This window comes from Desulfofundulus sp. TPOSR (assembly GCF_011393055.1).
GTDB classification, from domain to species: Bacteria; Bacillota; Desulfotomaculia; order Desulfotomaculales; family Desulfovirgulaceae; genus Desulfofundulus; species Desulfofundulus kuznetsovii.
The window spans coordinates 1,494,288-1,517,065 of the sequence record NZ_JAAOEF010000001.1 but is presented as its reverse complement, the minus strand read 5'-3'; the positions used below and the strand labels follow the sequence as shown (position 1 = coordinate 1,517,065).

At 58.5% G+C, this 22,778-nt stretch carries 19 protein-coding genes; all 19 read right to left on the bottom strand.

Annotation, left to right across the window (positions count from 1 at the left end; all coding sequences use genetic code 11):
* Positions 1-26: 26 nt before the first annotated feature.
* The gene (sppA, locus tag G7K71_RS07515; protein ID WP_013824451.1) at positions 27-995 is read right to left on the bottom strand and encodes a signal peptide peptidase SppA; all 969 of its coding nucleotides are present in this window, start codon (positions 993-995) and stop codon (positions 27-29) included.
* A 56-nt stretch (positions 996-1,051) separates the two neighbouring features.
* Positions 1,052-2,662: a CTP synthase gene (locus G7K71_RS07510; protein WP_166344654.1), complete on the bottom strand. Its 1,611-nt coding sequence runs from the start codon at positions 2,660-2,662 to the stop codon at positions 1,052-1,054.
* Between the two features lie 207 nt (positions 2,663-2,869).
* Positions 2,870-3,034 carry a DUF1427 family protein gene (locus G7K71_RS07505; protein WP_313884906.1) on the bottom strand — a complete coding sequence of 55 codons (165 nt, stop codon included), beginning with the start codon at positions 3,032-3,034 and terminating at the stop codon, positions 2,870-2,872.
* Between the two features lie 34 nt (positions 3,035-3,068).
* On the bottom strand, positions 3,069-4,745 hold the full coding sequence (gene argS / locus G7K71_RS07500; protein ID WP_166344652.1) for an arginine--tRNA ligase: 1,677 nt from the start codon (positions 4,743-4,745) through the stop codon (positions 3,069-3,071).
* 10 nt (positions 4,746-4,755) lie between these two features.
* The gene (locus G7K71_RS07495; RefSeq protein ID WP_013824455.1) at positions 4,756-5,178 is read right to left on the bottom strand and encodes a DUF1934 domain-containing protein; all 423 of its coding nucleotides are present in this window, start codon (positions 5,176-5,178) and stop codon (positions 4,756-4,758) included.
* Positions 5,179-5,428: 250 nt separating this feature from the next.
* The gene (locus tag G7K71_RS07490; protein ID WP_013824456.1) at positions 5,429-5,602 is read right to left on the bottom strand and encodes a hypothetical protein; all 174 of its coding nucleotides are present in this window, start codon (positions 5,600-5,602) and stop codon (positions 5,429-5,431) included.
* Positions 5,603-5,933: 331 nt separating this feature from the next.
* Positions 5,934-6,641, bottom strand: a complete 708-nt coding sequence (locus G7K71_RS07485) for a hypothetical protein (protein ID WP_166344650.1) — start codon at positions 6,639-6,641, stop codon at positions 5,934-5,936.
* 32 nt (positions 6,642-6,673) lie between these two features.
* On the bottom strand, positions 6,674-7,993 hold the full coding sequence (locus G7K71_RS07480) for a sulfite exporter TauE/SafE family protein (RefSeq protein ID WP_013824458.1): 1,320 nt from the start codon (positions 7,991-7,993) through the stop codon (positions 6,674-6,676).
* A 252-nt stretch (positions 7,994-8,245) separates the two neighbouring features.
* Positions 8,246-8,809 (bottom strand): HPP family protein, encoded by a 564-nt coding sequence (locus G7K71_RS07475; protein WP_166344648.1) that lies wholly within the window; start codon positions 8,807-8,809, stop codon positions 8,246-8,248.
* Between the two features lie 42 nt (positions 8,810-8,851).
* Entirely contained in the window at positions 8,852-10,504 is a 1,653-nt protein-coding gene (locus tag G7K71_RS07470; RefSeq protein ID WP_166344646.1) for an IS1634 family transposase, read from the bottom strand.
* 401 nt (positions 10,505-10,905) lie between these two features.
* On the bottom strand, positions 10,906-12,423 hold the full coding sequence (locus G7K71_RS07465; protein ID WP_243174591.1) for a DASS family sodium-coupled anion symporter: 1,518 nt from the start codon (positions 12,421-12,423) through the stop codon (positions 10,906-10,908).
* A gap of 214 nt (positions 12,424-12,637) precedes the next feature.
* Complete coding sequence (locus G7K71_RS07460; protein ID WP_166344644.1) at positions 12,638-13,234, bottom strand: indolepyruvate oxidoreductase subunit beta; 597 nt, start codon at positions 13,232-13,234, stop codon at positions 12,638-12,640.
* Positions 13,227-15,020 carry an indolepyruvate ferredoxin oxidoreductase subunit alpha gene (gene iorA, locus G7K71_RS07455; RefSeq protein ID WP_166344642.1) on the bottom strand — a complete coding sequence of 598 codons (1,794 nt, stop codon included), beginning with the start codon at positions 15,018-15,020 and terminating at the stop codon, positions 13,227-13,229. Before iorA ends, G7K71_RS07460 begins: the two co-directional genes overlap by 8 nt.
* A 58-nt stretch (positions 15,021-15,078) precedes the next feature.
* Positions 15,079-16,383: a phenylacetate--CoA ligase family protein gene (locus G7K71_RS07450; RefSeq protein ID WP_166344640.1), complete on the bottom strand. Its 1,305-nt coding sequence runs from the start codon at positions 16,381-16,383 to the stop codon at positions 15,079-15,081.
* The gene (locus G7K71_RS07445) at positions 16,380-17,900 is read right to left on the bottom strand and encodes a sodium:solute symporter (RefSeq protein WP_166344638.1); all 1,521 of its coding nucleotides are present in this window, start codon (positions 17,898-17,900) and stop codon (positions 16,380-16,382) included. The genes G7K71_RS07450 and G7K71_RS07445 overlap by 4 nt, the downstream gene beginning before the upstream one ends.
* 117 nt (positions 17,901-18,017) lie before the next feature.
* Entirely contained in the window at positions 18,018-19,274 is a 1,257-nt protein-coding gene (locus G7K71_RS07440) for an aminotransferase class I/II-fold pyridoxal phosphate-dependent enzyme (RefSeq protein ID WP_166344636.1), read from the bottom strand.
* A 57-nt stretch (positions 19,275-19,331) separates the two neighbouring features.
* Positions 19,332-19,817: an Lrp/AsnC family transcriptional regulator gene (locus G7K71_RS07435; RefSeq protein WP_013824467.1), complete on the bottom strand. Its 486-nt coding sequence runs from the start codon at positions 19,815-19,817 to the stop codon at positions 19,332-19,334.
* A 715-nt stretch (positions 19,818-20,532) separates the two neighbouring features.
* Entirely contained in the window at positions 20,533-21,894 is a 1,362-nt protein-coding gene (ypeB, locus tag G7K71_RS07430; protein ID WP_166344634.1) for a germination protein YpeB, read from the bottom strand.
* Positions 21,895-21,911: 17 nt separating this feature from the next.
* Complete coding sequence (gene sleB / locus G7K71_RS07425; protein WP_166344632.1) at positions 21,912-22,628, bottom strand: spore cortex-lytic enzyme; 717 nt, start codon at positions 22,626-22,628, stop codon at positions 21,912-21,914.
* Between the last annotated feature and the right edge of the window lie 150 nt (positions 22,629-22,778).

Here is a 22,778-nt window from a genome sequence, read left to right as displayed (position 1 = left end):
ACCACCTCCGTTTTCAAAGTGTCCCCTTAAGAAATGGGAAATCTGAGCGTATCGCCCCCCGAACCAGGGGGGAGGCAGGGGGGACAGACCAGCCAGATGGCTGTTTTGTTGTCCGGAAAAGCGCTGCCAAACCCCTTGGGGAAAAGCGTCCCGGACAGGACTCCGGACCAGAAACCGCGGGGACCCAGCTCGGTGGTTACGGGGTTGGGACCCAACCCGGCCAGACGGCCGGCCAGGCGCACGGCATCCCGCAGGTTGCCCAGCTCATCCACCAGCCCCAGTTTTTGGGCCTGCCGCCCGGTATATACCCGCCCATCGGCCAGTTTTCTCACCCGGTCCAGCTCCATCTTCCTGCCTTCCGATACAGCACGCAGAAACTGGTCGTAAATGTCATCAACCATCCCCTGAAAGATGTCCTGTTCCTCGGGGGTTACCGGCCGGCTTGGTGAACCCATGTCTTTGTAGGGGCCGCTTTTAAAGGTGCGGGTGTTGATGCCCAGCTTGTTGTATAAACCCCGCAGGTCCTGGGTCTGCATGATTACACCAATGCTGCCGGTCAGGCTCCCGGGATTGGCCACAATTTTATCCGCGCGGCTGGCAATCCAGTAAGCTCCGGAGGCCGCGGCGTCCCCCATGGAGGCCACCACCTTCTTGCCGCTTTTGCGCAGGTTATCCACTTCCGCGGCAATCTCCTGGGCGCCCGCAGCGGTACCCCCCGGGCTGTTTAACCGCAGCACCACGGCCTTAACCGCCGGGTCCTGGGACGCCTGGCGCAGCCGCTCCATCACATCCTCCGAGCCTGTCCCTGAACCAAAGAATCCCGGGGTAGCCCGGCCGCTGACAATGGTGCCGGTAATGGGAATTATGGCCACCGCACCGGTACCCCGGGGAACTTTTATTCCCCTGTCCGGACGGGAAAGCACGCTCACCAGACCGCCAGCCAGGGAAAGCAACACCGCTACACACACCACGGCAGCTACGATCCTTCTCTTCACGCCAGCAAACCTCCCACAGGCCTATTCTTTACCCGGCCGGTTGATCCCATGCAGGGTTAAGCACGGCTTCCCCGGTAAGTCAGGGAAGCACCGACAAAGTCCCGGAAAAGGGGATGGGGCCGGTTCGGCCTGGATTTAAACTCGGGATGAAACTGCGTGCCCAAAAACCAGGGATGCCCCGGCAGTTCGACGATTTCCACCAGGTAGCCGTCCGGACGCGTACCGCTAAAGACAAGTCCTCCCCGGGACAGTTCATCCCGGTAGGTGTTGTTCAGTTCGTAGCGATGGCGATGTCTTTCGTAAATAATTTCTTCCCCGTAGGCCCTGTGGGCCAGGGTTCCGGGTACCAGGCGGCAGGGATAACGGCCCAAACGCATGGTGCCGCCCAGGCGGTCCAGCTCCTTTTGTTCCGGCAACAAGTCGATAACCGGATACGGGGTGCGGGGATCAAACTCGGAGCTGTTGGCCCGGGGCCAGTTCAGAACGTGGCGGGCGTATTCCACCACCGCCAGCTGCATCCCCAGGCAAATGCCCAAAAAGGGGATCCTTTTCTCCCGGGCAAATTTGATGGCCTTGATTTTCCCTTCGATGCCCCGGTCCCCGAATCCCCCGGGAACCAGTACACCATCCACATCATGGAGATAATCCTCAACCGGCCTGCATTCCAGTTCTTCGGAATTGATCCAGCGAATGTCCACCGCGGCACCATGATAGAGCCCGGCATGGCGCAGGGCTTCGGCCACGCTGAAATAGGCGTCGGGCAGGGAGACATACTTGCCCACCAGGCCGATAACAACTTTCTCCCGCAGGTTCTTCATGCGGTTGACCATATCTTCCCATTCGGTCAGTTCGGGAGGATGACATTCCAGGCCCAGGCGCTGCACCGTTATTTCCCCCAGGCCCTCCTTCTCCAGCATCAGGGGCACTTCATAGATAGAGGGGGCGTCCACTGCCTGGATTACCGCCCGGGGGTCAATGTCGCAAAAAAGGGCTATTTTTTCCTCCATTTCCCGGGAAAGGGGGCGCTCCGTACGGCAGACAATCACGTCGGGTTGAATGCCGATGCTGCGGAGCTCCTTTACGCTGTGCTGGGTGGGTTTTGTTTTTAATTCGTTGGCTACTTTGAGATAAGGCACCAGCGTGACGTGGATGTACATGACGTTCTCCCGGCCCAGGTCGGTGCGCAGCTGGCGGATGGCCTCCAGAAAGGGAAGGGACTCGATATCGCCAACGGTACCGCCAATCTCCGTAATGACCACGTCCGGGTTTGATTCGTCGGCAACACGCAGGATCCTTTCCTTGATCTCGTTGGTGATGTGGGGGATTACCTGTACGGTGGCGCCCAGGTAGTCGCCCCGGCGCTCCTTGGTGATCACCGACCAGTAGATACCCCCGGTGGTTACGTTGCTGCTGCGGCTCAAATTGCTGTCGATGAAGCGTTCATAGTGTCCCAGGTCCAGGTCGGTTTCCGCGCCGTCCTCGGTAACAAAAACCTCCCCGTGCTGGTAGGGGCTCATGGTGCCGGGATCAATATTGATATAAGGGTCCAGTTTTTGAATGGCCACCTTCAGGCCGCGGCTTTTCAACAGGCGGCCCAGGGAAGCGGCAGTAATACCCTTGCCCAACGATGATACTACTCCACCGGTGACAAAAATAAATTTGGCCATGATAGCCTCCTGTCAAAGATTATTGCTGTATTTTTTATGATATATGCAAAATATGCCACAAAAACCCGGGCTAAGTTTTTTACGGCACGGCGGTTGTACCCGTTACAACGATCATCCGAAAGGCAGCCGGATACCTTTTTCCGGTTCTTGCGACGGTATCTCATACCTATCCTATTCTAGCCGTGGCAAAAGGACATGTCAACAGATCTAACGGTTTATAATGCGGGCCACCACAAGGTAGCCCAGAAAAAGGCCCACCACCCCCATGACTCCCGCCAGGGTAGGGGGTGCGGGCACGGGCAACTTTAACCAGGCAAAGGCCGCACCGGCCACAAAACCTGTGATCATTGCCAGAACAGGTTCCTTCAACAAAGAGGCGCACTCCCCCCAAACGGACTATCTACAATCACATCCTCTCCGGGGCGGAGAGGCCCAGCAGACGCAGGCCGTTCCGCAGGACGATGCGGGTGGCGTCCACCAGCACCAGCCGGGCGGCGGTCAGGGCCTCGTCCCCGGTAATCACCCGGTGGCTGTTGTAAAAGCTGTGCAGCAGTCCCGCCACTTCATGCAGGTAGCGAGCCATACGGTGGGGGGCCAGATCCTTTGCCCCCAGGGCCACCTCCTCGGGGAAATCGGCCAGCTTGCGGGCCAGGGCCAGTTCCGCCTCTTCCTTTAAAAGCCCCAGGTCCACCTGCTCCGGCGCAGGAACTAACCAGCCCAGCTGGCGCAAAATGCTGCAGATGCGGGCGTGGGCGTACTGGATGTAATAGACCGGGTTCTCGTTGCTTTGCTCCTTGGCCAGGTCCAGGTCAAAATCCAGGTGGCTGTCGGCGCTGCGCAGCACAAAAAAGTAGCGGGCCGCATCCCTGCCGACCTCCTCCACCAGCTCCTCCAGGGTGACAAACTGGCCGGAGCGCTTGCTCATGCGCACGAGCTCCCCGCCCCGGTACAGGCGCACCAGCTGCATGATCACAATTTCCAGGGCATCGGGGTTGTAGCCCAGGGCGGCCACCGCCCCCTTCATGCGGGCCACATGGCCGTGGTGGTCCGCCCCCCAGATGTTTATAACGCGGTCAAAGCCGCGGCGGAATTTGTCCAGGTGGTAGGCAATATCCGCCGCAAAGTAGGTGGGCACGCCGTTGCTGCGCACCAGCACCTCGTCTTTTTCCACTCCGAATTCCGTCGCCTTAAACCAGAGCGCCCCTTCATATTCGTAGAGGTACCCCCGGCGGCGCAGGATGTCGATGGCCTCCCTTACCGCCCCCGATTCGTGCAGGCTCTTCTCGGAAAACCACACGTCATAATGTACGCCGAAATCCTCCAGGGCCTTCTTGATGGCACCCAGTTTCTCTTTCAGGGCGTAATCCACCAGAGCCCGGCGCCTCTCTACCTCCGGAGCGTGCAGGTATTGATCGCCGAAGCGCTCCACAAAGCCCCTTACCGTGTCGACAATATCTTCCCCGTGGTAGCCCTCCTCGGGCACTTGAGCCGGCCGGCCGAGAAGCTGGAAGTAGCGGGCTTCCAGGGACCGCCCGAAATTTTCGATCTGGTTGCCGGCATCATTGATGTAGTACTCCCGGGTGACCCGGTAACCGGCAAAATCTAAAATGGCGGCAATGCTGTCCCCCAGGGCCGCTCCCCGGGCGTTGCCCATGTGCAAAAGCCCGGTGGGGTTGGCGCTGACAAATTCCACCTGCACCCGGGAACCGTTGCCCAGGTTCACCCGTCCGTAGTCCTGATCCGCTGCAATAATGCGGGGCAGCTCGGCCAGCACCCACCGGGGAGCCAGGTAGAAATTAATAAAACCGGGTCCGGCCACTTCCACCTTTTCCACCGAAATCCCGGTCAGGTCTAAATGGGCCACCAGGGCCTCGGCAATCTTGCGGGGTGCGAGACGGGCCGGCCTGGCCAGGAGCATGGCCAGATTGGTGGCAAAATCTCCGTGCTCCTTTTCCCGGGGCACCTCCACCACAAAGGCCGGGGGAGTGACCGCGGGCAGCAAACCCCTGTTTACAGCAGAAGCCAGTGCCCTTTCCAGAGCACCGGCCAGGTGTTCCCGTACCTCCTGGACTAGACCTTTCATCTTTCAGAAACTAGACCTCCTGCACGGTAATGGATAATTCGTTGTAACCGATCCTTTGCCGGCATAATTCCAGCTCGTATTCCAGATTAATACTTCCGCCCACCTCTGTCAAGTCCACCTCTACTTTCCAGGGCAGAACCCGGATCCACATGGACCCGTAAGGCGTCACGTAACTGGTTTCATGGTGAATTCCTTCTTCAAAGACCTGCTTTACTTCGGCCGTACCCATGCGGTTTAAGGTAACCCGGCTGGGTTCAGCCTTCAGAGAGGTAGTGGTTCCGGCCAGGCCGGAAATTTCAGACTCATTGTAAACGATGTAAAAAGAACTGTTTTTCTGATAATAGTTGGCTTTCGTCACCAGTTCGATGGTTTCCCGCTCCCCCAGGTCATTGGTCTGCGTTCCACGGATGGTTACCAGCACCTCTTTGCGCAATACCAATCATCCTTTCACCTTAAGAGCCGGGCAAGGGCATCTTAACTAAATTTTAAATATTATATCCTGTTTTCCGCCGGGCAAAAAGAGGGTATTTATTTTTTTCTGGCTGAAAATTTGACTTCTTCAGGACGGCCGGCACAAAACAAAAAGCGGGGCCTCAATGGCTCCCGCCTGCACGGGCAAAACAAAAACAGGCTCCTGCTGATGCCTGCTTTGCCGCCAAACCGTGAGTCAACACCTCTCCCTTTCAGCGGAAGAGAAAGGTTACCACGCTGTTGTAAAAGTCATTCATAAACACTTTTACCACCAGCAAAGCGGTCAGGTTGATAATGGTGCCCACTCCCAGGATGTCTACCGCCAGGCCCAGGTTTTCAAGCCACCGGGGTTCCTCCCTTAAAGACGGTGATTGACCTTTGTTCATTTTTTATACCCCCGTTCGAAAATTAAAGTGGGGCTTTTTCCGGCTAAAGAGTTGTGGTGACAAAACTGAGGTTTGTATGTAGTGACAATTTGTACGAATTTTAACAAGCTCCACATAGCCGCCCTGTTGATTTTATTATAGTCCTAAATTTTCAGAAATCAATAGGCGGATGACAAAAAGATAGGATTCACAAGCACAAAACCAGCCTGTACCTGCCGAATCATAAAAACAAAGCGGCGCCTTTTAAAGGCACCGCCTGTTGAAGCTGCTATTTCACTTAATGCCCGCCGGTATGCACACCCCTCCATCCGGCGGCTCCCGGAGCCGGGCGTCAGGCCTCTGCCTTTTCCCCGTGGGCGGAGGCCGAAATGCCCAGGCCTTCAAAGATGAACATCATGGCAAAACCGTACCACATGGTGTAGATGACGTAAAAGGCGAGCATGAAGGTGGTCACGCCGGCTTTATCGGCTACTTTGGCTGCATGGATCCCTTCGAAGTTATATGCGGGCTCCAGGGCCTTGGTCAGCACCGATCCTGCAAAGGACATCTCACCGGCGCGGGCTTCCAGTTTATAGTGCTTCTGGAGGGTGTCGAAAAGGTTCCACCAGTAGTAGATTACTTCCCGGGACTCCAGCCCGTAACGGCCCTTGATCTGATCGCCCCGGTTGTTAAACTCCGCATCCGCATCGGTCAGCGCCGTCTGGGCCATTTTACCCAGGTCCCCGCTGACCGTCAGTTTTTGCCCCTGTGCCGCCACTGCGGCCCCGGCGGCGGTAAAGAACCCCGTCATTTTAGCTGCTTCTTCTTTATCTCTGGCCTCCAGGGTTACCTGGAAATTCTGTCCCTCAAAATTTTTCGCCTTGCTCATGATACCGGGAATGTAGTAGGTTGAACCCTTGGTTAACTCGTTAAACAGGTCGTCAGCATAGCCGATGACCGTTTTGCCGTTCATCACCGGACTCATCATTACCGCCAGAACCACGAAGAAGGAGATGAGCAGCACTATACCGATAAAGAATTCCCTTTTCCGTATAATCATACCGGATTTCACCCCTTTTTTTACGGGCTACCTCAGTGCCCTACGCCCGCGCTGCCGGCCGTGAGAGCCTGCCGCTCGGCTTCCCGGATCTTGCCGGCGCCCTTGAAGAACACGGCCAGGATCCACACCGAGAAGATGCCTACCAGGGCAAAGAAGATCACCGTACCCACACTGTTGATCAGAGCAGCGGTGGCCTTGTTCATGCTGATCCAGCCAACCTCGTTAAGCTTGCCCGGCAGGGCGCAGATGCGGTTCACAAAGCCGGCCAGAATGGTCAGGGCGTAGAAGGCTCTTATGGTGACCCCTTTCACCATCCTGGTCACCAGGGCACCCATCTGCACACCCACCAGGGATCCCAGGAGCATGCCCATGGCTACGGTGTAGAAGACGTAGCCGTAAATGGCATACTGGGTGATGGAGGAGTAGCCGGTGGTGAAGATGATCTGCAGGATGTCGGTACCCACGGTGGTGAAGGTGGATACGCCCAGGCCGTAAACCATCATGGGGAAGGTCAGGAAGCCGCCGCCCACGCCCATGATCGCTGCGACAAAACCAACGATGAAGCCACAGATGATAATCGGGTATACGGCGATGCTCCGGCCGCCGGGGACAATGTGCTCGTCGAACTTTACCCGCGGCTTCAAGGGAAGGGACTGCAGCCACCGGGCAAAACTGGTGGTGGCGTCGGCACCGGAAGACCTGGTACCGCCGGTGATGCCCTTACGCATTCTGAGCCAGTCGGCCAGGGCGTAGAACCCCAGAATGCCCAGCATGAACACGTATACCGCACTGATGAAGGCATCGCTCAAGGCGGGGCTTTTCTGGTAGATGGCCCTGTTGAGCACACCGCCCACGGAGGCCCCGGTCACGGAACCCAGGACGAACCACGCGGCAATCCAGAAGTTCACGTTACCCATCTTGCGGTGGATGACCGTACCCATGATTGCCTTGGCAAAGAGGTGGAACTGGTCGGTACCCACAGCCATGATCCCTTTCACCCCGATGCTCATCAGCGCCGGAGTCAGGACATAGCCGCCACCCGCACCAATTACGCCGGTAATCAAGCCGGCCATGACGCCTACAAAGATCGAGCCAATAAACATCTCGGTGGTGGCAAAGCTGGGCATGTAGGCTTTATGACCGCCGATGTGCTCGGGCAGGCCGGCTGCCACAGCCATCTCCATCCCCAGGCCCAAAAGGACGGGGAACAAAGCTACCAGCAGGAGCTTCCAGCGCCGGCCCAAAATTACCCGGCTCATTTCCAGTTCCCACTGGGCCTGTTTCCGGGACAGGGCGGTCAGGAATTCACCGGCTGCCAAACCGCCCCCGGCAATCCTTCTAAACATTCCCATAGATGATACCTCCTTAAATTAGTTCCCCCAAACTGGCCAACTCTCCCAACCTGGCGTTTTAAATATTCCCTTCCACTCACTGCCAGCCCGGTATGCTCTTTTGCCCTTCGCACCGCGCAGGCCTTCTCACCTCCTTCCCCTTTTGCCACTACAAACCGTAGTGACAACCTCCAAACATATAAGCCTGAGGGCTCTTAAATTTCCGATCCGGGGATTGTGAAATGTTTCACTAATCGGGGCAATTTTTTGTCACTACCCCGTTGTGGTAGTGACCCTGGCCTTCCGGCGGTATTGATCGGCAAAGATCACCTTGCCTCGCGAGCCACCGCCCCCACTGTCCAGCTCCCGCACCATTTCGGCAAAAATCTCTTTCATGCCCACCATACCCACCAGCCGGTCTTCCTCCCAGACGGGTACCGGTTCCTGCCCGATGCTGAGAATGATGTGGGCAGCTTTAACGATGCTGTCCTGAGCTTTTAACCGGCGCGGTACAGGCACCATGATTTCTTTTACCGGACGTTCGGCCAGGGCCGCGCAGCGCTCCTGGAAGTGACCCGTAAACAGCACGGGTTCTTTCCAGTCGGGGCTGATGGTCCAGCCGCCGTAAGTGTCTTTCTTAAACATCACCGGATCCAACCCCCGGAGAATCTCCTTCAGCCCGATCATCCCGGCCACCTTACCATTTTCCAGTACCAGTACCACCGGGTAGCCCCGGCCGGTCTTGAGGGCCGCCACTGCGTCTTTAGCCGTTGCTTCCCCGGCTACCGTGGCAAATTCCATGATGGGCACCATGACGTCCCCAACCCTTTTTTCCATGGGTCCACCTCCTCCCGTCGGGGTAATCACAGGCCGGAGTGCCTAAACCACAACCGCCCTGGGGTCGGGCACCCCGATGGCCTGCAGGATTTCTTCCTGGGTTTTTTCTATGCTCGTCACCGATTTCAGCTCCACATCGTCCACCCGGTTGATGGCCACCTTCACTTCCTCCAGCAGTTCCAGGGCCTGACGGGAGGTAAGAGGTATCCCCGCCCGCCTGAGCAACCCTTCCAGGGTCTTTTCCAGCATGGCCGCCAGTACGCATACGAAGATGCTGGCGGAAAGGTTGCGCTCGCGGTAAAACTCTTTCGGCCTGGTCTCAAAACTCCTGATTTCCTCAAAGGATTCCCCCAGCTGGCCCAGGCGGGTGTAAGCCAGCAACAATTCCCTGCCGTCCAACAGGGGGGCGTTGGTTTCCAGGAGGAAAGCCCCCGCCGTTTTCTTCTCCCGGGTGATCACGTCTTCCTTGCGGCGCCAGGTCAGCTCCCCGGTGGCCTCGCTGTAATGCCAGTCAAAATAACGGCGGCAGTATTTATCCTTCAGGATGGCGGCACCCCTGGGAAGGGTCCTCCTGCCCGAACGGTTTTCCGGGGCGACCGCTTTTTGAAGTTTCCGCAATTCCTCCTCCACCTCATCCAGGCGTTCCGCAAGGGCAATCATCTTTTCCCTTGCCGCCGCCGGGCTGTAGCACACCAGGTACCGCACCCCCCCTTCCACGACTTCCCTGTACCAGAGAGACTCATCCACTTCTATAAACTCCGCCCGGTTCTCCACCAGTTCCCGCTCACACAACCTTAACTCCCATTCCGACTGAACCTTACGGCGTACCAGGTAATGGTAGCCGTGGGACATCAAAACCTCCAGGTGAGGGGCGGCCACCAGGCGGCGGTCACCTACAAAGATACACTGCCGGGTACCGTGCGCGGCCTGCAGGTGGTGTACAATTTCCCGGAAGTCCCCCTCATCGGGCACCTCGTGCAGGATGCGGTGCCCAAAGGGCATACCCTCACGGCTGACCAGAATCCCCAGGTAAACGAGCTGCTCCTCCAGGGGTGATTGTAAAATGTACCGGCCATAGGGCGAATGTTCAAGGTCGCTGCGGGGAGCCGGCTCAACGGTTGCCGTGGTCAGCAGGCAAAAAGCAACCTCCCGGCTGACGCGGGTAAAGGCGCACAACCTCTGAAAAAGTTCCTCCTCCAGCCTTTCTTTCACGCCGGCCACACTGTCCAGCGCCCGGTAAAAGTGGTGATCCAAAAATTCTTTGCCCTGGGCCTCGGGAAAGTAAAGGCACCGGTACCACTCGCTAATGGCCTGTTTATTTGGGGGATTGATGATCTGGTTTATGGCCATCAGTTCCAGGAGCAGGGCGGTGTCCGGGTCGTACCTTTCACCGGAAAAAGCGGCCTCCACGGCTCCCCCCACGTCCAGCATCTCCCAGATCCGGTGGATGGCCAGGACCTCGCCGTAGCGCAGAACCTTTTTCGCCTCGATGCTGGCCGGCCGCCGGGAAACACCGCATATCCGGGCCAGGCCGTCGATCAGCCCCTCCACCTTTTCCGGCGTCAGGTTCTCCAGGTTGCCCAGGTTGGCGATCACCCTCTGTTTTACCTTGTTCCCTTCCCGGTAGTTTTCAATGAGTTTCAGGTAGGTGTATTCCTTCCCCCCGCTGCGGCTGGTAACTTTTCGGAAAAACATGGGCACATCACCCCCAAGTCAACCTGGTAGATATTCAATGAACCCGCAACGGCACCCGACTGGTAAGGAGAGTCTTTTGTCACTACACAACAGCACATTTCCCCAGGATTGTTACAGCGCTCACATACTCCATTTATCCCTTGTTTTGCTTCAATCTGTCTGGGTCCAAAACCCTTGTGTTTACTGGCTTTTCACCACATCTGTTCACTACAAAATATGCTGTTAATTTCAGGTTGTGCACTTATTCACATTCCGGTGTCTGTACCCTTTCTTTGCTTCAAGTATAACACAGCCTCCTGGATTGTGCAATAATTCACTTTGTTATTTTTTAAATTAAGAGTCTTCCGACATTATCCTCGCTCTGGACGCCACTGGAATTGTGTTCTTTAAGAACAGCCCGGTTACCAGACGCCCAGCACCCGCCACCAGAAACTGCCGAGAAAGGCAACGGTGAGGACCAGGGAAATAAGAAAAAGTACGCCTCCAGCCTTTAAAAAATCCTGTGCCCGCAAAAAACCGGGACCGTAAACAATGGCGTTGGCGGGAGTGGCAATCACCAGGAGGTAGGAAAAGGCCGAAGCCAGGGAGGTGGCCACGCCAATAACCAGGGGCGAGGTCCGGGACAGTTCAGCCACCTTCAGAAAGATGGGACCAAGGACGGCCACCGTGGGCCCGTCGGCCATGGTATTGGTCACCAGGGCAGTTACCGTGGCGGTAACCGCCAGCAGGGAAATTCCCTCGGTCACCTCGGCGACCGCCGCCAGGTGCAGGAACTGCCCGGCCAGCCAGGAAGCGGCGCCGGTGGCAATGAGCATTTTGCCCATGGAAATGGCCCCGGCGTAAAGCAATACCACTCCCCACTGGGTTTTTTGCTGCAGGTAGCTCCAGTCGATCAGGCGCAATACCGCCGCCAGGAGAATGCCCACCATGGCAATGTTGCCCACCCCAAAGCGCTGGCTGGCAAAGATCCAGCTGACCACCACGGCCAGAAAAATGGCCAGGGCCATCCGGGCCTGGCTGGTCATGGGACCATCGGCTTCCATTTCCTCCCTGATGGCCTGGACAGTCCCGGAGAGGTCTGTAATTTCCGGAGAAAAGAGGTTCAGCAGCCAGTAACTAACTATAGGGATCATGATCAGGGTAAAGGGCATGACCATGAGCATCCACTGTCCGTAGCCGATGTTTATGCCCAGGCTGCTTAAAAGGCCCAGCATCAGGGCATTGCGGGCGCCCCCCGACGGCGCGGAGACACTTCCAATCATCACGCCGTAGGCGATGGAGAGCATGATCAGCTTGGCCAGGTTGGGAACCTTTTTGTAGCCGCCGCTTAAAGAAACAATGCCCACCCCGATGGGCAGCATGATCATCACCGCGGCATGTTCCGTAATGAAGCCGGCGCTGATGGCGCAAAAGGCCACGATGCCCAGGATAACCCTTTCAATGCGGGCGCCGCATAGCTTGAGCATGAAGAGAGCCACCCGGTTGTGGATATTATATTTCATCAGCATGGCGCCCATCATCAGCACGCCCATGATGAAAATCACGGCATCATCCATAAAGGTACGGGGAACCTCCCTAAAGCTGGCGATGCCGGTGAAAACCTGGTAGCAGCCGATAAGCATGGCGGTCATGGGCAGGGGCACCGCTTCGGTCAAGAAGCACATGACGACAAAGGCCCAGAGGCCCAGAGCATATTTACCGTGCACGGTCAGGCCACGGGGGGTGGGCAACAGGCAGATGAGGACCGTTAAAAGCAGCGCCAGCAGGAGCCACTTTCGCTCCTTTAAAAACGCCTTGACTTTATTCAGGGGTGCATGGAAGCGGGTCCTCCTATCCCCGTTGTCCAGGGGTTCAAGGCCCGGTACCATCCTCTCCTTCTTTCGATATTCATTTAGCTTAAAAACCTTTTGCTTGCCCATACTTCCCGACCCCAAAGACCGATTATTTTAGAAATACTGTCGCATAACTATCGGGTTGGCGGTCGTCCCCCGTCGCTCCGTGCTCCGGGCCGGACGAAACATCGGCTGGCCTCGGAGCGAACCTGGCAGCGCTGCATATGCGCCGGAAGTCCACTTTCTTCAAGAACAGTAGGGACGACCGCCACCCATCCAGTCTTTGGTTTTCGACAATATCTTAGCAAAGGGCATAACCGCTCTGGAAGGCGGCCCGGTTGACCTCCAGGTAACGGGCGGGGACACAGTCCTCGATGGCGCTGAGCCAGTAAGAAAGCGGGATGGGCATCCGCCTGGCCAGGCTGCCCAGTAGCACCACGTTTGCCGCCCGGGCATTGCCGCACTCCAGGGCCTTGTCCAGGGCGTCCACCACCAGGGTGTGGGCCCGGCGGGAAAGATGGGCGATAATGTTTTCAGGATACTGGGCCATGCCCGCCAGTACGGGTACGGGATAGATGACCTGGCTGTTCACAATGATGGTGCCCCCGCCCTTCACATACTCCAGCCAGCGCAGGGCCTCCAGTTGTTCAAAGGCCAGGATGATATCGGCCTCTCCCTCGGGAATGAGGGGGGAATAAACCCTTTCGCCCAGGCGCACCTGGGTAACCACACTGCCCCCCCGCTGGGCCATACCGTGTATTTCCGATACTTTAATATCGTACCCGACCGTCCGGGCGGCGTGAGCCAGGATCTTGCTTGCCAGGATGATTCCCTGACCCCCCACACCAACCATCAGTATGTCCACCGGCACCAGGGCCGCACCCGTTGCCTCAGCCATTGTTTTCTCCCCCTTCCTTCAGGGCGCCAAACCTGCACACCTGCACACACAATCCACAGCCGGTGCAGATAATGGCATCCACGGCAGCCTTCTTGTCCTGCACGGAAATGGCCGGGCAGCTTAGCTTTAAGCAGTTCTTGCAGCCGGTGCAGGTTTCGCCGTCCACCCGGACGGGCGGGCGGTTTTCCCTTTGCAACAGCGCGCAGGGCCGGCGGGCGATAATCACCGACGGGGCGCCGGCGGCCGCTTCCTCCTGGATGGCCTGCGTCAACCCGGCAATATCCAGGGGGTCCACCACCCTCACCCGGCCGACCCCCAGCGCCCGCACCAGTGCTTCCAGATCCACCGCGGGGGCGGGTTCACCCATGAGCGTTTTGCCCGTGCCGGGGTGGTCCTGGTGACCGGTCATGGCCGTCGTACGGTTGTCCAAAATGATTACCGTACCGTGACCCCCGTTATAAACCATGTGTATGAGGCCGGTGATGCCGGAATGGAAAAAGGTGGAGTCACCGATAACAGCCACGGTACGGCGGGCCAAAGAGGAATCGGCCAGTTCGCAGCCGTGAGCCATGCCAATACTGGCCCCCATGCAAACGCAGCTATCCATGCCCTCCATGGGGGGGAGGCCCCCCAGGGTATAGCAGCCGATGTCCCCGGTGACCACAAGCTTTAATTTACGCAGCACATAAAAGACTCCCCGGTGGGGACAGCCCGGACAGAGCACGGGTGGACGTCCGGGAACGGGTGGCAATTCTTCCAATTGACCGTCCGCACCAGGGAGGCAGGCATCCGTACCCTCCCCGTCGCCAGGCGAAGGCACCGGTACTCCCGCCTCCTTTAGCTTGCGGCGGACAAGGCCGGGGGTAAACTCGTTCCAGGCCGGGAAAATCTTTTTGCCCGTCACCTCAAGACCCAGACCCCGGACGAACTCTTCAATGTAAGGGTCCAGCTCTTCCACCACCAGAAGCCTTTCCACACCGGCGGCAAACTGGCGGATCAGGCCTTCCGGCAGGGGAAAGGTCATCCCCAGCTTGAGGATGGAGGCCCCGGGCAACACTTCCCGCACGTACTGGTAGCTGATGCCGCTGGTGATTACTCCCACCCGGCGGTCGCCCCAGGAGATGAAGTTTACCGGCGTGGTCTCGGTGTAGGCTTTGAGCTTCTGCAGCCGTTCCTCCAGGGCCTGACGGCGCAGGCGGCCAAAGGCGGGCACCATGAGCCATTTTTTCGGGTCCTTGCGGTAGGGCCTTAAAAGCACCTCTTTGCGCTCCTTAAGCTCCACCATACTCTGGGAATGGGCCACCCTGGTGGTGGTGCGCAGGATGACGGGCAGGTCGAACTCCTCGCTCACCTGCAGGGCCAGCCCCACCATGTCCAGGGCTTCCTGGCTGTCCGACGGTTCAAACATGGGCACCCGGGCAAAGCGGGCGTAAAAGCGGTTGTCCTGCTCGTTCTGGGAGCTGTGCATCCCGGGGTCGTCGGCGGAAACCAGGACCAGGCCGCCGTTTACACCGGTGTAGGCCGCGGTCATCAGGGGATCGGCCGCCACATTCACCCCCACGTGTTTCATGGTCACCAGCACCCGGGCTCCGGCCAGGGAAGCCCCCATGCCCACTTCCAGGGCCACCTTTTCGTTGGGGGCCCACTGGGCTTTGATCCCGGGGTAGCGGGCAAAGTTTTCCAGAATCTCGGTGCTTGGTGTACCCGGATAGCCCACTCCCACGGTAACGCCGTGTTCGTAGGCTCCCCGGGCGATGGCTTCATTACCCGTCATTAGTTCCTTCATGATAAACCTCCAAACGTTGCTGTCGCATATCCATTTTTGCGACGCTATATATAAATTGCTACTGCTTTTTAGGGCGCCTGTCTATAACCCGTTTGGCCTTGCCCTGGCTGCGCTCGATGGAGTGGGGTTCAAGCAGGCGCACCCGCGGGCTGATGGAAAGCACCGCCTGGAGACGACGGCGGATTTTTTCTTCCAGGGCCTCCAGGTCCTTGAAGCTTCCGGTGAAGGCCTCCTCCGTCATTTCCACCTGCACTTCCAGGTAATCCAGATAGCCCTTCTTATCCACCACAATCTGGTAGTGGGGTGAAACGCCTTCGATTTCCATCAAGACGCTTTCAATTTGGGAGGGGAAAACGTTTACCCCGGAAATGATCAGCATGTCGTCGGTGCGCCCGGCAATGCGGCGCAGGCGGGCGGTGGTGCGCCCGCAGGAGCAGGGCTCCGGATTGATCACGGAAATGTCCCGGGTGCGGTAGCGGATCACGGGGCAGGCCTCTTTGGTCAGGGTGGTGATGACCACCTCCCCCTCCCGGCCGTAATCCAGGGCTTCGCCGGTTTCGGGATCGACAATTTCCACCAGGAAATGATCCTCGGCAATATGCATCCCCGGCGCCACCGTGCATTCACCGCACACCCCCGGTCCCATCACTTCCGACAGGCCGTAGTTGTCGGTGGCCTTCATGCCCCACATCTTCTCCAGCTCCCGGCGCATTTCCTCGCTCCAGGCCTCGGCGCCAAACAGCCCCAGGCGCACTTTCAGGCCGGCGGGGTCGATACCCATGGAACGGGCGGTTTCTCCCAGGTGCAGCACGTAGGAGGGGGTGCCCACCAGTACCGTGGTACCGAAATCCTTCATCAACATGATCTGTTTTTCACTGTTGCCCACCGAGGCGGGAACAATGGTGGCGCCCACTCTCTCCAGGCCGTAATGCAGGCCGAAGGCGCCTGTAAACAGGCCGTAGCCGAATGTGATCTGCACCACGTCCTCGCCGGTGACCCCGGCCTGGGTGGCAATCCGGGCCACCAGCTCACTCCAGGTTTCCAGGTCCCTTCTGGTGTATCCCACCACAATGGGTTTTCCCGTGGTACCCGAGGATGCGTGCAACCGCACCACTTCTTTCAGCGGAACAGCAAAGAGCCCGTACGGGTAGTTATCCCGCAGGGCTGCTTTGGTGGTAAAGGGAAATTTTTGGATATCCTCCAAAGTGTGCAGATCCTCCGGCATCACGCCGTGGGCGTCAAAGAGGCGGCGGTAGTAGGGTACCCGCCGGTAAACCCGGTGCAGCGTCTCCTTTAACCGCTCCAGCTGCAGAGCCTGGAGCTCCTCCCTGTCCATGCATTCATGTTCTGGATCCCAGATCATGTACTCTCCACTTCCTTGTATTTCAGTGAAGTCTGCCTTCCCGGTACAGCACCCGGACCAAAGGCCCTTTCCACCGCCTCCACCGGCAGGGGGCGGGTAAACAGGCTGACCGCGGGCACCACCACCAGGGGAATAAGCATGGCCAGCGACCCCACCAGGGGAATGACCGCCGGATCAAGCTGGTAATAAAGGGATAGGACTACAGAGCAGCCCAGGCCGGTTAAAGTGCCGGCCCAGGCCCCCGCAGGCGTGGTGCCCCGCCAGAAGAGGCCGTAGAGGTAGGGGGCCAGGAATGCTCCGGCCACCGTGCCCCAGGACATGGCCATCAGGCTTAAGATAATTCCCGGCTTGACCAGGGCGATGATCAGGGAAAGGGCAATAAAAAGGCAGCATAACAGGCGCATGATTAAAACGCCATATTGTTTAGCCCAGCGAGGCCACAGGCTTTGCACCAGATCTATGGAAACGGCCGAACTGCTCACCAGCACCAGGGACGACAGGGTGGACATGGATGCCGAGAGCACCAGAAGAAGGATGAGCGTGGCTCCCAGTTCGGGGAGTGTGCTGTGAATCAGGACCGGCATGAGCATGTCGGGAGTGGGCTTGCCGCTGGCCGGGTCCACGGGCAACTTGTCAAAGAACAGGTGCGTGAGAGAACCGGTGAAATAGGCCCCAAAGGTAATCACCAGCGCAAAAAGGGTGGACACCACCATGGCCGGGCGGATGGCCTTTTCATCCTTAATGGCGTAAAACTTTTGCACCATTTGGGGCAGGCCCCAGGGGCCCAGGCTGGTTAAAATTACCAGGGCGGCCAGGGGCAGCCAGCGGCCCTGGGGTCCGGCCAGGCTGACCAGGCCGGGATCAACCTGGGCCAGCCGTTGCAACCCCTGGAACAGTCCTCCCACCTGGGGAGCCCCCAGGACGTAGTAGAGCAACATGCCCACTCCGGCCAGCATGATCGTCCCCTGAATTACATCAGTGAGGGCCACTGCCCTGTAACCGCCCATGACCAGGTACAGGGCCGTTAAAAAGCACATCAACAGCGCGGCATATAAATAGGGGATGCCAAATATCTGGTTGAATAAATAGCTTAAACCCATGAACACGGAAGCGGAGTATGGAACCAGGAACAGAAAGATAACCAGGGCACCGTATAGTTTCATGGCCCGGCTTTGATAACGGGCTTCCAAAAACTCCGGCATGGTCATGGCCCCCAGCCGGGCGGTCATGATCCGGGTGCGCCTGGCCAGGACCAGCCAGGCCAGCAGGCTTCCCAACAGGGTGTTGCCCAGAACAATCCAAAGGGCGGCCGCACCGAATCCCCAGCCTACTTTGCCGGCGTAGCCGATAAAAATCACCGCCGAAAAATAGGTGGTGCCGTAAGCGAAGGCTGAAAGCCAGGGACCCATGGCCCGCCCGCCTAAAAAGAAATCACCCAGTGTCCGGTTGCGTCCCATACTGCTGTAGCCGCTGTAAAGCAGCACGCCCACAAAAAGACATAACAGTAACAGTTTCACTCCCGCCGTCCTCCCATCCTGCTTTTTATTATATTCCGGCCGGGATACAGTTCCGGCACAAGCTTTAATCTTTATTACTTCTACATCAGGACATTAATTCCTGCCCGTGCGAAAAATTTACGAGGATGAACCGCCTGCTGCACTCACGCTCGCTTCCCGGGCCGGGAGAGACTTTGGGGGAGTGGAAATTACCCGCGGCCGGACACCCAGCCGGCGCACCAGTTGCGCCATGCGCCGCAGGGCCTCACCCAGATCCTCCAGCGAAGCGGCGTAGGAACAGCGCACGAAACCTTCGCCGCTGGGCCCGAAGGCATTACCCGGGACCACGGCCACCTTTTCCTCCTGGAGCAGGGCCTCGGCAAATTCCTCCGAGGTCAGGCCGGTAACCCTGATTTCCGGGAAGGCGTAAAAGGCCCCTTTGGGCTCAAAACAGGGCAGCCCCATATCCCGGAAAGCATGCAGGACCACGTGGCGGCGCCGGTTGTACTCCCTGACCATACGCTCCATGGCCGGCCGGCCGTTTTTCAGCGCCTCCAGGGCGGCCATCTGGGCGGTAATGGGTGCGCAAAGCATGGTATACTGGTGGATCTTGGTCATGGCGGCAATGAAATCCGCGTTGCCGCAGGCATAACCCACCCGCCAGCCCGTCATGGCGTAGGACTTGGAAAAGCCGTTTAAAAGAACGGTGCGCTCCTTCATACCCGGCAGGCTGGCCACGCAGGTGTGCTGGCCCACGTAGGTCAGCCTGTCATAAATCTCGTCGGAAATCACAATCAGGTCGTGGGCTACGACCACCTCCGCAATTTCCAGCAGGGTTTTCCTGTCCATCACCGCCCCGGTGGGGTTGTTAGGGTAGCACAACAAAAGGAGCTTGGTACGCGGTGTGATGGCCGCTTCAACCTGGTGGGCGCGCAGGCAAAAACCCTGTTCCCTACCGGTGGGCAGGGAAACCACCTTCCCCCCGGCCAGAATCACCGTGGGGGCATAAGAAACGTAGGACGGCTCCGGAATAAGCACCTCGTCTCCAGGGCAAACCAGGGCCCTCAGGGCCAGGTCCAGGGCCTGGCTTACACCCACCGTCACCAGAATCTCTCTCCGGGGATCATAGGTTAAGCCGTAAGTATCGGCCAGGTCCCGGGCAATGGCACAGCGCAGTTCCAGGAGGCCGCTGTTGGAGGTGTACATGGTGTACCCCTTCTCCAGGGAGTAAATGCAGGCCTCCCGGATGTGCCAGGGGGTGACAAAGTCCGGTTCACCCACACCCAGGGAAATGACCCCTTTGGTTTCGGCCACCATATCGAAAAAACGGCGAATCCCCGAGGGTGGTATGTCCCGTACCACGGGATTAATCCGCTCGCACCATGTTTTGCTCATCTACCTTTTCCTCCCCGTTTGTTTAGCGTGTGAATGGGGGATGAACCCCCCCCCTTCTCAAGGCGTTACCATCAAACGGCGGTCCTCTTCGCCATCATCCACAATAACCCCGTCCTGCTTGTAGGTTTTGAGGACGAAGTGGGTCGTAGTGCTGATTACCCCTTCAATGGTGGCAAGCTTGGTGGCCACGAAGTGGCTTACCTCCCGCATGGTGCGCCCCTCGATGAACACGGCCAGGTCGTAGGCCCCGGACATCAGGCGCACGCTGCGCACCTCCGGGAACCGGCAGATGCGCCGGGCCACTGCGTCAAAGCCCACGTCCCGCTGGGGCGTGATGCGCACCTCGATCAGGGCGGAAACCTTTTCTTCGCCGGCCTTTTCCCAGTTCACCAGGGTTATGTACTTCAAGATGGTCTTATTTTCTTCCAGCTCCTGGATAACCCGGCGCACCTCCCCCGGGTCGGACTGTAGCATGACGGCTATTTCTTCCGGTGTAAGCCTGGCATTGCCTTCCAGAAGCTCGAGCAATTCCAGCGTATTCACCTGCTCACCCCTTTACAGCTGGCCTGTCTTTCAAAGTTAAAGGGCTCTCGCCCCAATGGGACGAGAGCCCGGTCTCGCGGTACCACCCAATTTGGCCGCCTACAAGAAAAGGCGACCCCCTCCTGGCCCGGTAACGGCGGGCTGCCGGAAAGGACATACTCGGTGAGATCACCTTTGGGTCCCCGGCTCCGGGGCGGCACGGGCACTTCCCCAGCCGGGCTTGCACCCTCCCCGGCTCGCTGGCATGGTTGACGCACCCATCTTCCCCTTCACGGCCTTACTGCCATATCAAGTTAAGTTAAATACTAGCATGTGGTTGCCCCGCTGTCAACAGGTAATTATTCTAAGGTTCGTGCACTGACGGTGACAGTTCGGATAAAAGCAGCTTACTTAGACTGGATAAAAAAGGCACGGCGTTGTCCCCGCTCACTCAGGTGCTCCGCGTCTACAGCACCACGGCTTGCTGCGGGCCGGCTCTGGCTCTCTGCGGATTACCATCGACACTGTTACCTCCCAACCATATTAAACTGCCCGATGTGTCACCAACAGGTATTCTTCCATTTGCTTTCGTTTGGCGTCCTCGAGAGCCGAGCCGGCAGCCTTGCTTCGCCTGGTGCTGTTACGACGCTTCGCAATTCGTTCGCTCAGGACAACGCCGTGCCCTCGCCCAGCATGCACTAATCCCGCCTGAAAAGCGCTTCACTGGAGTGGGTCACTACAGAGTTAATACGCCCTCCAGGTTGCGCACCACCCGCAGCACCTGGGCTTCGCTGCCGTCCACGGCGTCTATGTAGATCAGGAAGAGATCCCTGTCCAGCCGGGCCTGAAATTCATAGGCCAGCCTTTCTTTGTCCGGGGACACCGGGATGAGGGCCAGCCGGCCCCCCCTTACCTCCTTCAGCCGGGAGTTGAGCTTTTTCCGGGCTTCCAGCAGGCTAATCCGGGGGCGGGGCAGTTCGCGGCGGGTGTGGTTCATCAAATAGCCCGAGGCCTCCACACCCAGGATCTGGCCGTTGTCCAGGGCTACGGTCACCTTAATTTGATCCGGGTAGAGGACCACCCGGTCCTGGGTGGCGGCAAAGTTGAACACGGCAACGCCGTTCTGCTGTTCATGATACACCGGCACCATGTTGTTGAAGCCCAGGGAAGTCAGGTATTCCCGGGCCTTTTGCCTGGCCTTTTCAATGCTCCAGGTGGGGCGCCCAATCTGGCGGCCGTTGGTCATCCAGTTCAGGTGGCCGCCCTGCCGGGTAATGGCCACGGTGATGTTGCCTCCCCCATTGCCGTTTTGAGGGCGCAGTTCCACCAGGTAAGAGGGGATTTTGCCCCGGGTTTCCCCTACCCGCTCCACCGCGTAGCCACTCTTGCCCTCCACCACTTCCAGCGCCCGCCTGCGGGCCTCGTCCCTGTCAATGTTCTTTCCGGTAAGGCCCCGGGCCGTTCGTTTTTCCAGGTGATCGGAGAAAGGGCCATCATAGATCAGGGTGGGGAAATTCTCCATATACTTCTCAATGGCCTGGAAGTTAGAGTTGGCCAGGCGCGGGCCCTCCCGGCCCAGGGTGCGGCCGCCTTCCCGCACCAGTTCGTTCAGGTAAAGCTGCCCATCGGCAATGCGGCCTTCCAGGTCGTGCAGGGCCAGGTTTAAATCGGCGGACTGCCGGTAAAGGCGGTTTAGGGTTTCCCATTGCCGGTCGGACTCCAGCTGCCCCCTGGCCGCCTGCTGGAGCAGGGAATGGGCGTAGTCACCCACCTGGGTAAGGAACTTGGCCGTACGTCCGGTGAGGGCGTCGGCTACCGGCAACTGGTTTAAATCAGCCTGGGCCGCCGTGGCCCGCTGCCAGAGCTCCATAAAAAGGGTGCTTTGTGCTTCCGGCGTACCGGCCACCAAACTCTTGGAAAGCAGCACTTCCATGTTCTGGACGTTTTCCGTCAGGTCATAGAGGGCCCGGTAGTACTTGTTATTTAAAGCCGTTTCCAGGCGCTGGCGCACGGTGAACTGCTGGTAGCCCCAGTACCCCAGAGCCCCCACCAGCAATAGCCCGGCCACTAAAGGCAACAGCCTAAACCTCTTATTCATTAACGCTGATCCTCCTTTTAGCGGGCAAAAACGTGACGGCCGATTTGGGTGACAATGTTCCGGGTCCAGATCCACGGGTTCACCGGCTTGGCCGGATTCCAGAAGTAAAGGCTTCCCCCCGTGGGGTCCCACCCGCTCATGGCCAGCTGGGCTGCCCGCAGGGATTCCTCGCTCACCGGGCGGTTGTACTGGCCGTTGCTCACCGATTCAAAGGCATGGGGCTGAAAGATGACTCCCGCCAGGCTGTGGGGAAAGGCCGCACTCCTGGTGCGGTTCAAAATCACCGCTCCCACGGCCACCTTGCCCTCAAAGGGCTCGTCGGCCGCCTCCCCTTCAATAACCTTTGCCAGCAAATAAACCGCATCCCGGTTGGTTACTCCCCGGGACACGGCCAGGGGTTCCGGAGGTGGTGCTGCCGCGGGAACCGGGGGAAAGCCCAAGGCGGCCCAGGTATCGGGGCCCACCACGCCGTCGGGAACCAGGCCGTTGTTCAGCTGAAAATCCACCACCGCCTGCTGGGTTTCGCTGCCGTAGAAACCGTCCACCGGCCCGTCATAGAATCCCCAGTCCAGCAGGCGCTGCTGCACCCTGCTCACATCATCGCCGCTCAGTCCCCAGTACAGGGTGCGCTCCTGAGCCGGCGATTGCCTGGTAGCAACCGCCAATCCCGCGGCCAGGACAACCAGGGCCAACAATAAAATGGGCCGGCGGAAGGAATCGTGCGCCAGTTTCATCGTGCCCTAACCCCTTTTTGGTAAAATTGTAAGTTTAGTATGAGCTAAAATTAACTAAAACATGATCGGGAAAATTTCACTGCCAAATTTCTCCCGCAGTGACTCCGGCACCGGTCCGGACGCAAGTCTGCCGTGCAGAAAACAGTGCCG

What these genes read in the sequence shown, in the direction of transcription:
- G7K71_RS07510 (WP_166344654.1), bottom strand. Translation starts at nt 2,662, where the DNA reads ATGGCCAAATTTATTTTTGTCACCGGTGGAGTAGTATCATCGTTGGGC.
- ypeB (WP_166344634.1), bottom strand. Translation starts at nt 21,894, where the DNA reads ATGAATAAGAGGTTTAGGCTGTTGCCTTTAGTGGCCGGGCTATTGCTG.
- G7K71_RS07485 (WP_166344650.1), bottom strand. Translation starts at nt 6,641, where the DNA reads ATGATTATACGGAAAAGGGAATTCTTTATCGGTATAGTGCTGCTCATC.
- G7K71_RS07470 (WP_166344646.1), bottom strand. Translation starts at nt 10,504, where the DNA reads ATGTTTTTCCGAAAAGTTACCAGCCGCAGCGGGGGGAAGGAATACACC.
- G7K71_RS07460 (WP_166344644.1), bottom strand. Translation starts at nt 13,234, where the DNA reads ATGGCTGAGGCAACGGGTGCGGCCCTGGTGCCGGTGGACATACTGATG.
- G7K71_RS07475 (WP_166344648.1), bottom strand. Translation starts at nt 8,809, where the DNA reads ATGGAAAAAAGGGTTGGGGACGTCATGGTGCCCATCATGGAATTTGCC.
- G7K71_RS07480 (WP_013824458.1), bottom strand. Translation starts at nt 7,993, where the DNA reads ATGGGAATGTTTAGAAGGATTGCCGGGGGCGGTTTGGCAGCCGGTGAA.
- iorA (WP_166344642.1), bottom strand. Translation starts at nt 15,020, where the DNA reads ATGAAGGAACTAATGACGGGTAATGAAGCCATCGCCCGGGGAGCCTAC.
- sleB (WP_166344632.1), bottom strand. Translation starts at nt 22,628, where the DNA reads ATGAAACTGGCGCACGATTCCTTCCGCCGGCCCATTTTATTGTTGGCC.
- G7K71_RS07490 (WP_013824456.1), bottom strand. Translation starts at nt 5,602, where the DNA reads ATGAACAAAGGTCAATCACCGTCTTTAAGGGAGGAACCCCGGTGGCTT.
- argS (WP_166344652.1), bottom strand. Translation starts at nt 4,745, where the DNA reads ATGAAAGGTCTAGTCCAGGAGGTACGGGAACACCTGGCCGGTGCTCTG.
- G7K71_RS07440 (WP_166344636.1), bottom strand. Translation starts at nt 19,274, where the DNA reads ATGAGCAAAACATGGTGCGAGCGGATTAATCCCGTGGTACGGGACATA.
- G7K71_RS07450 (WP_166344640.1), bottom strand. Translation starts at nt 16,383, where the DNA reads ATGATCTGGGATCCAGAACATGAATGCATGGACAGGGAGGAGCTCCAG.
- G7K71_RS07465 (WP_243174591.1), bottom strand. Translation starts at nt 12,423, where the DNA reads ATGGGCAAGCAAAAGGTTTTTAAGCTAAATGAATATCGAAAGAAGGAG.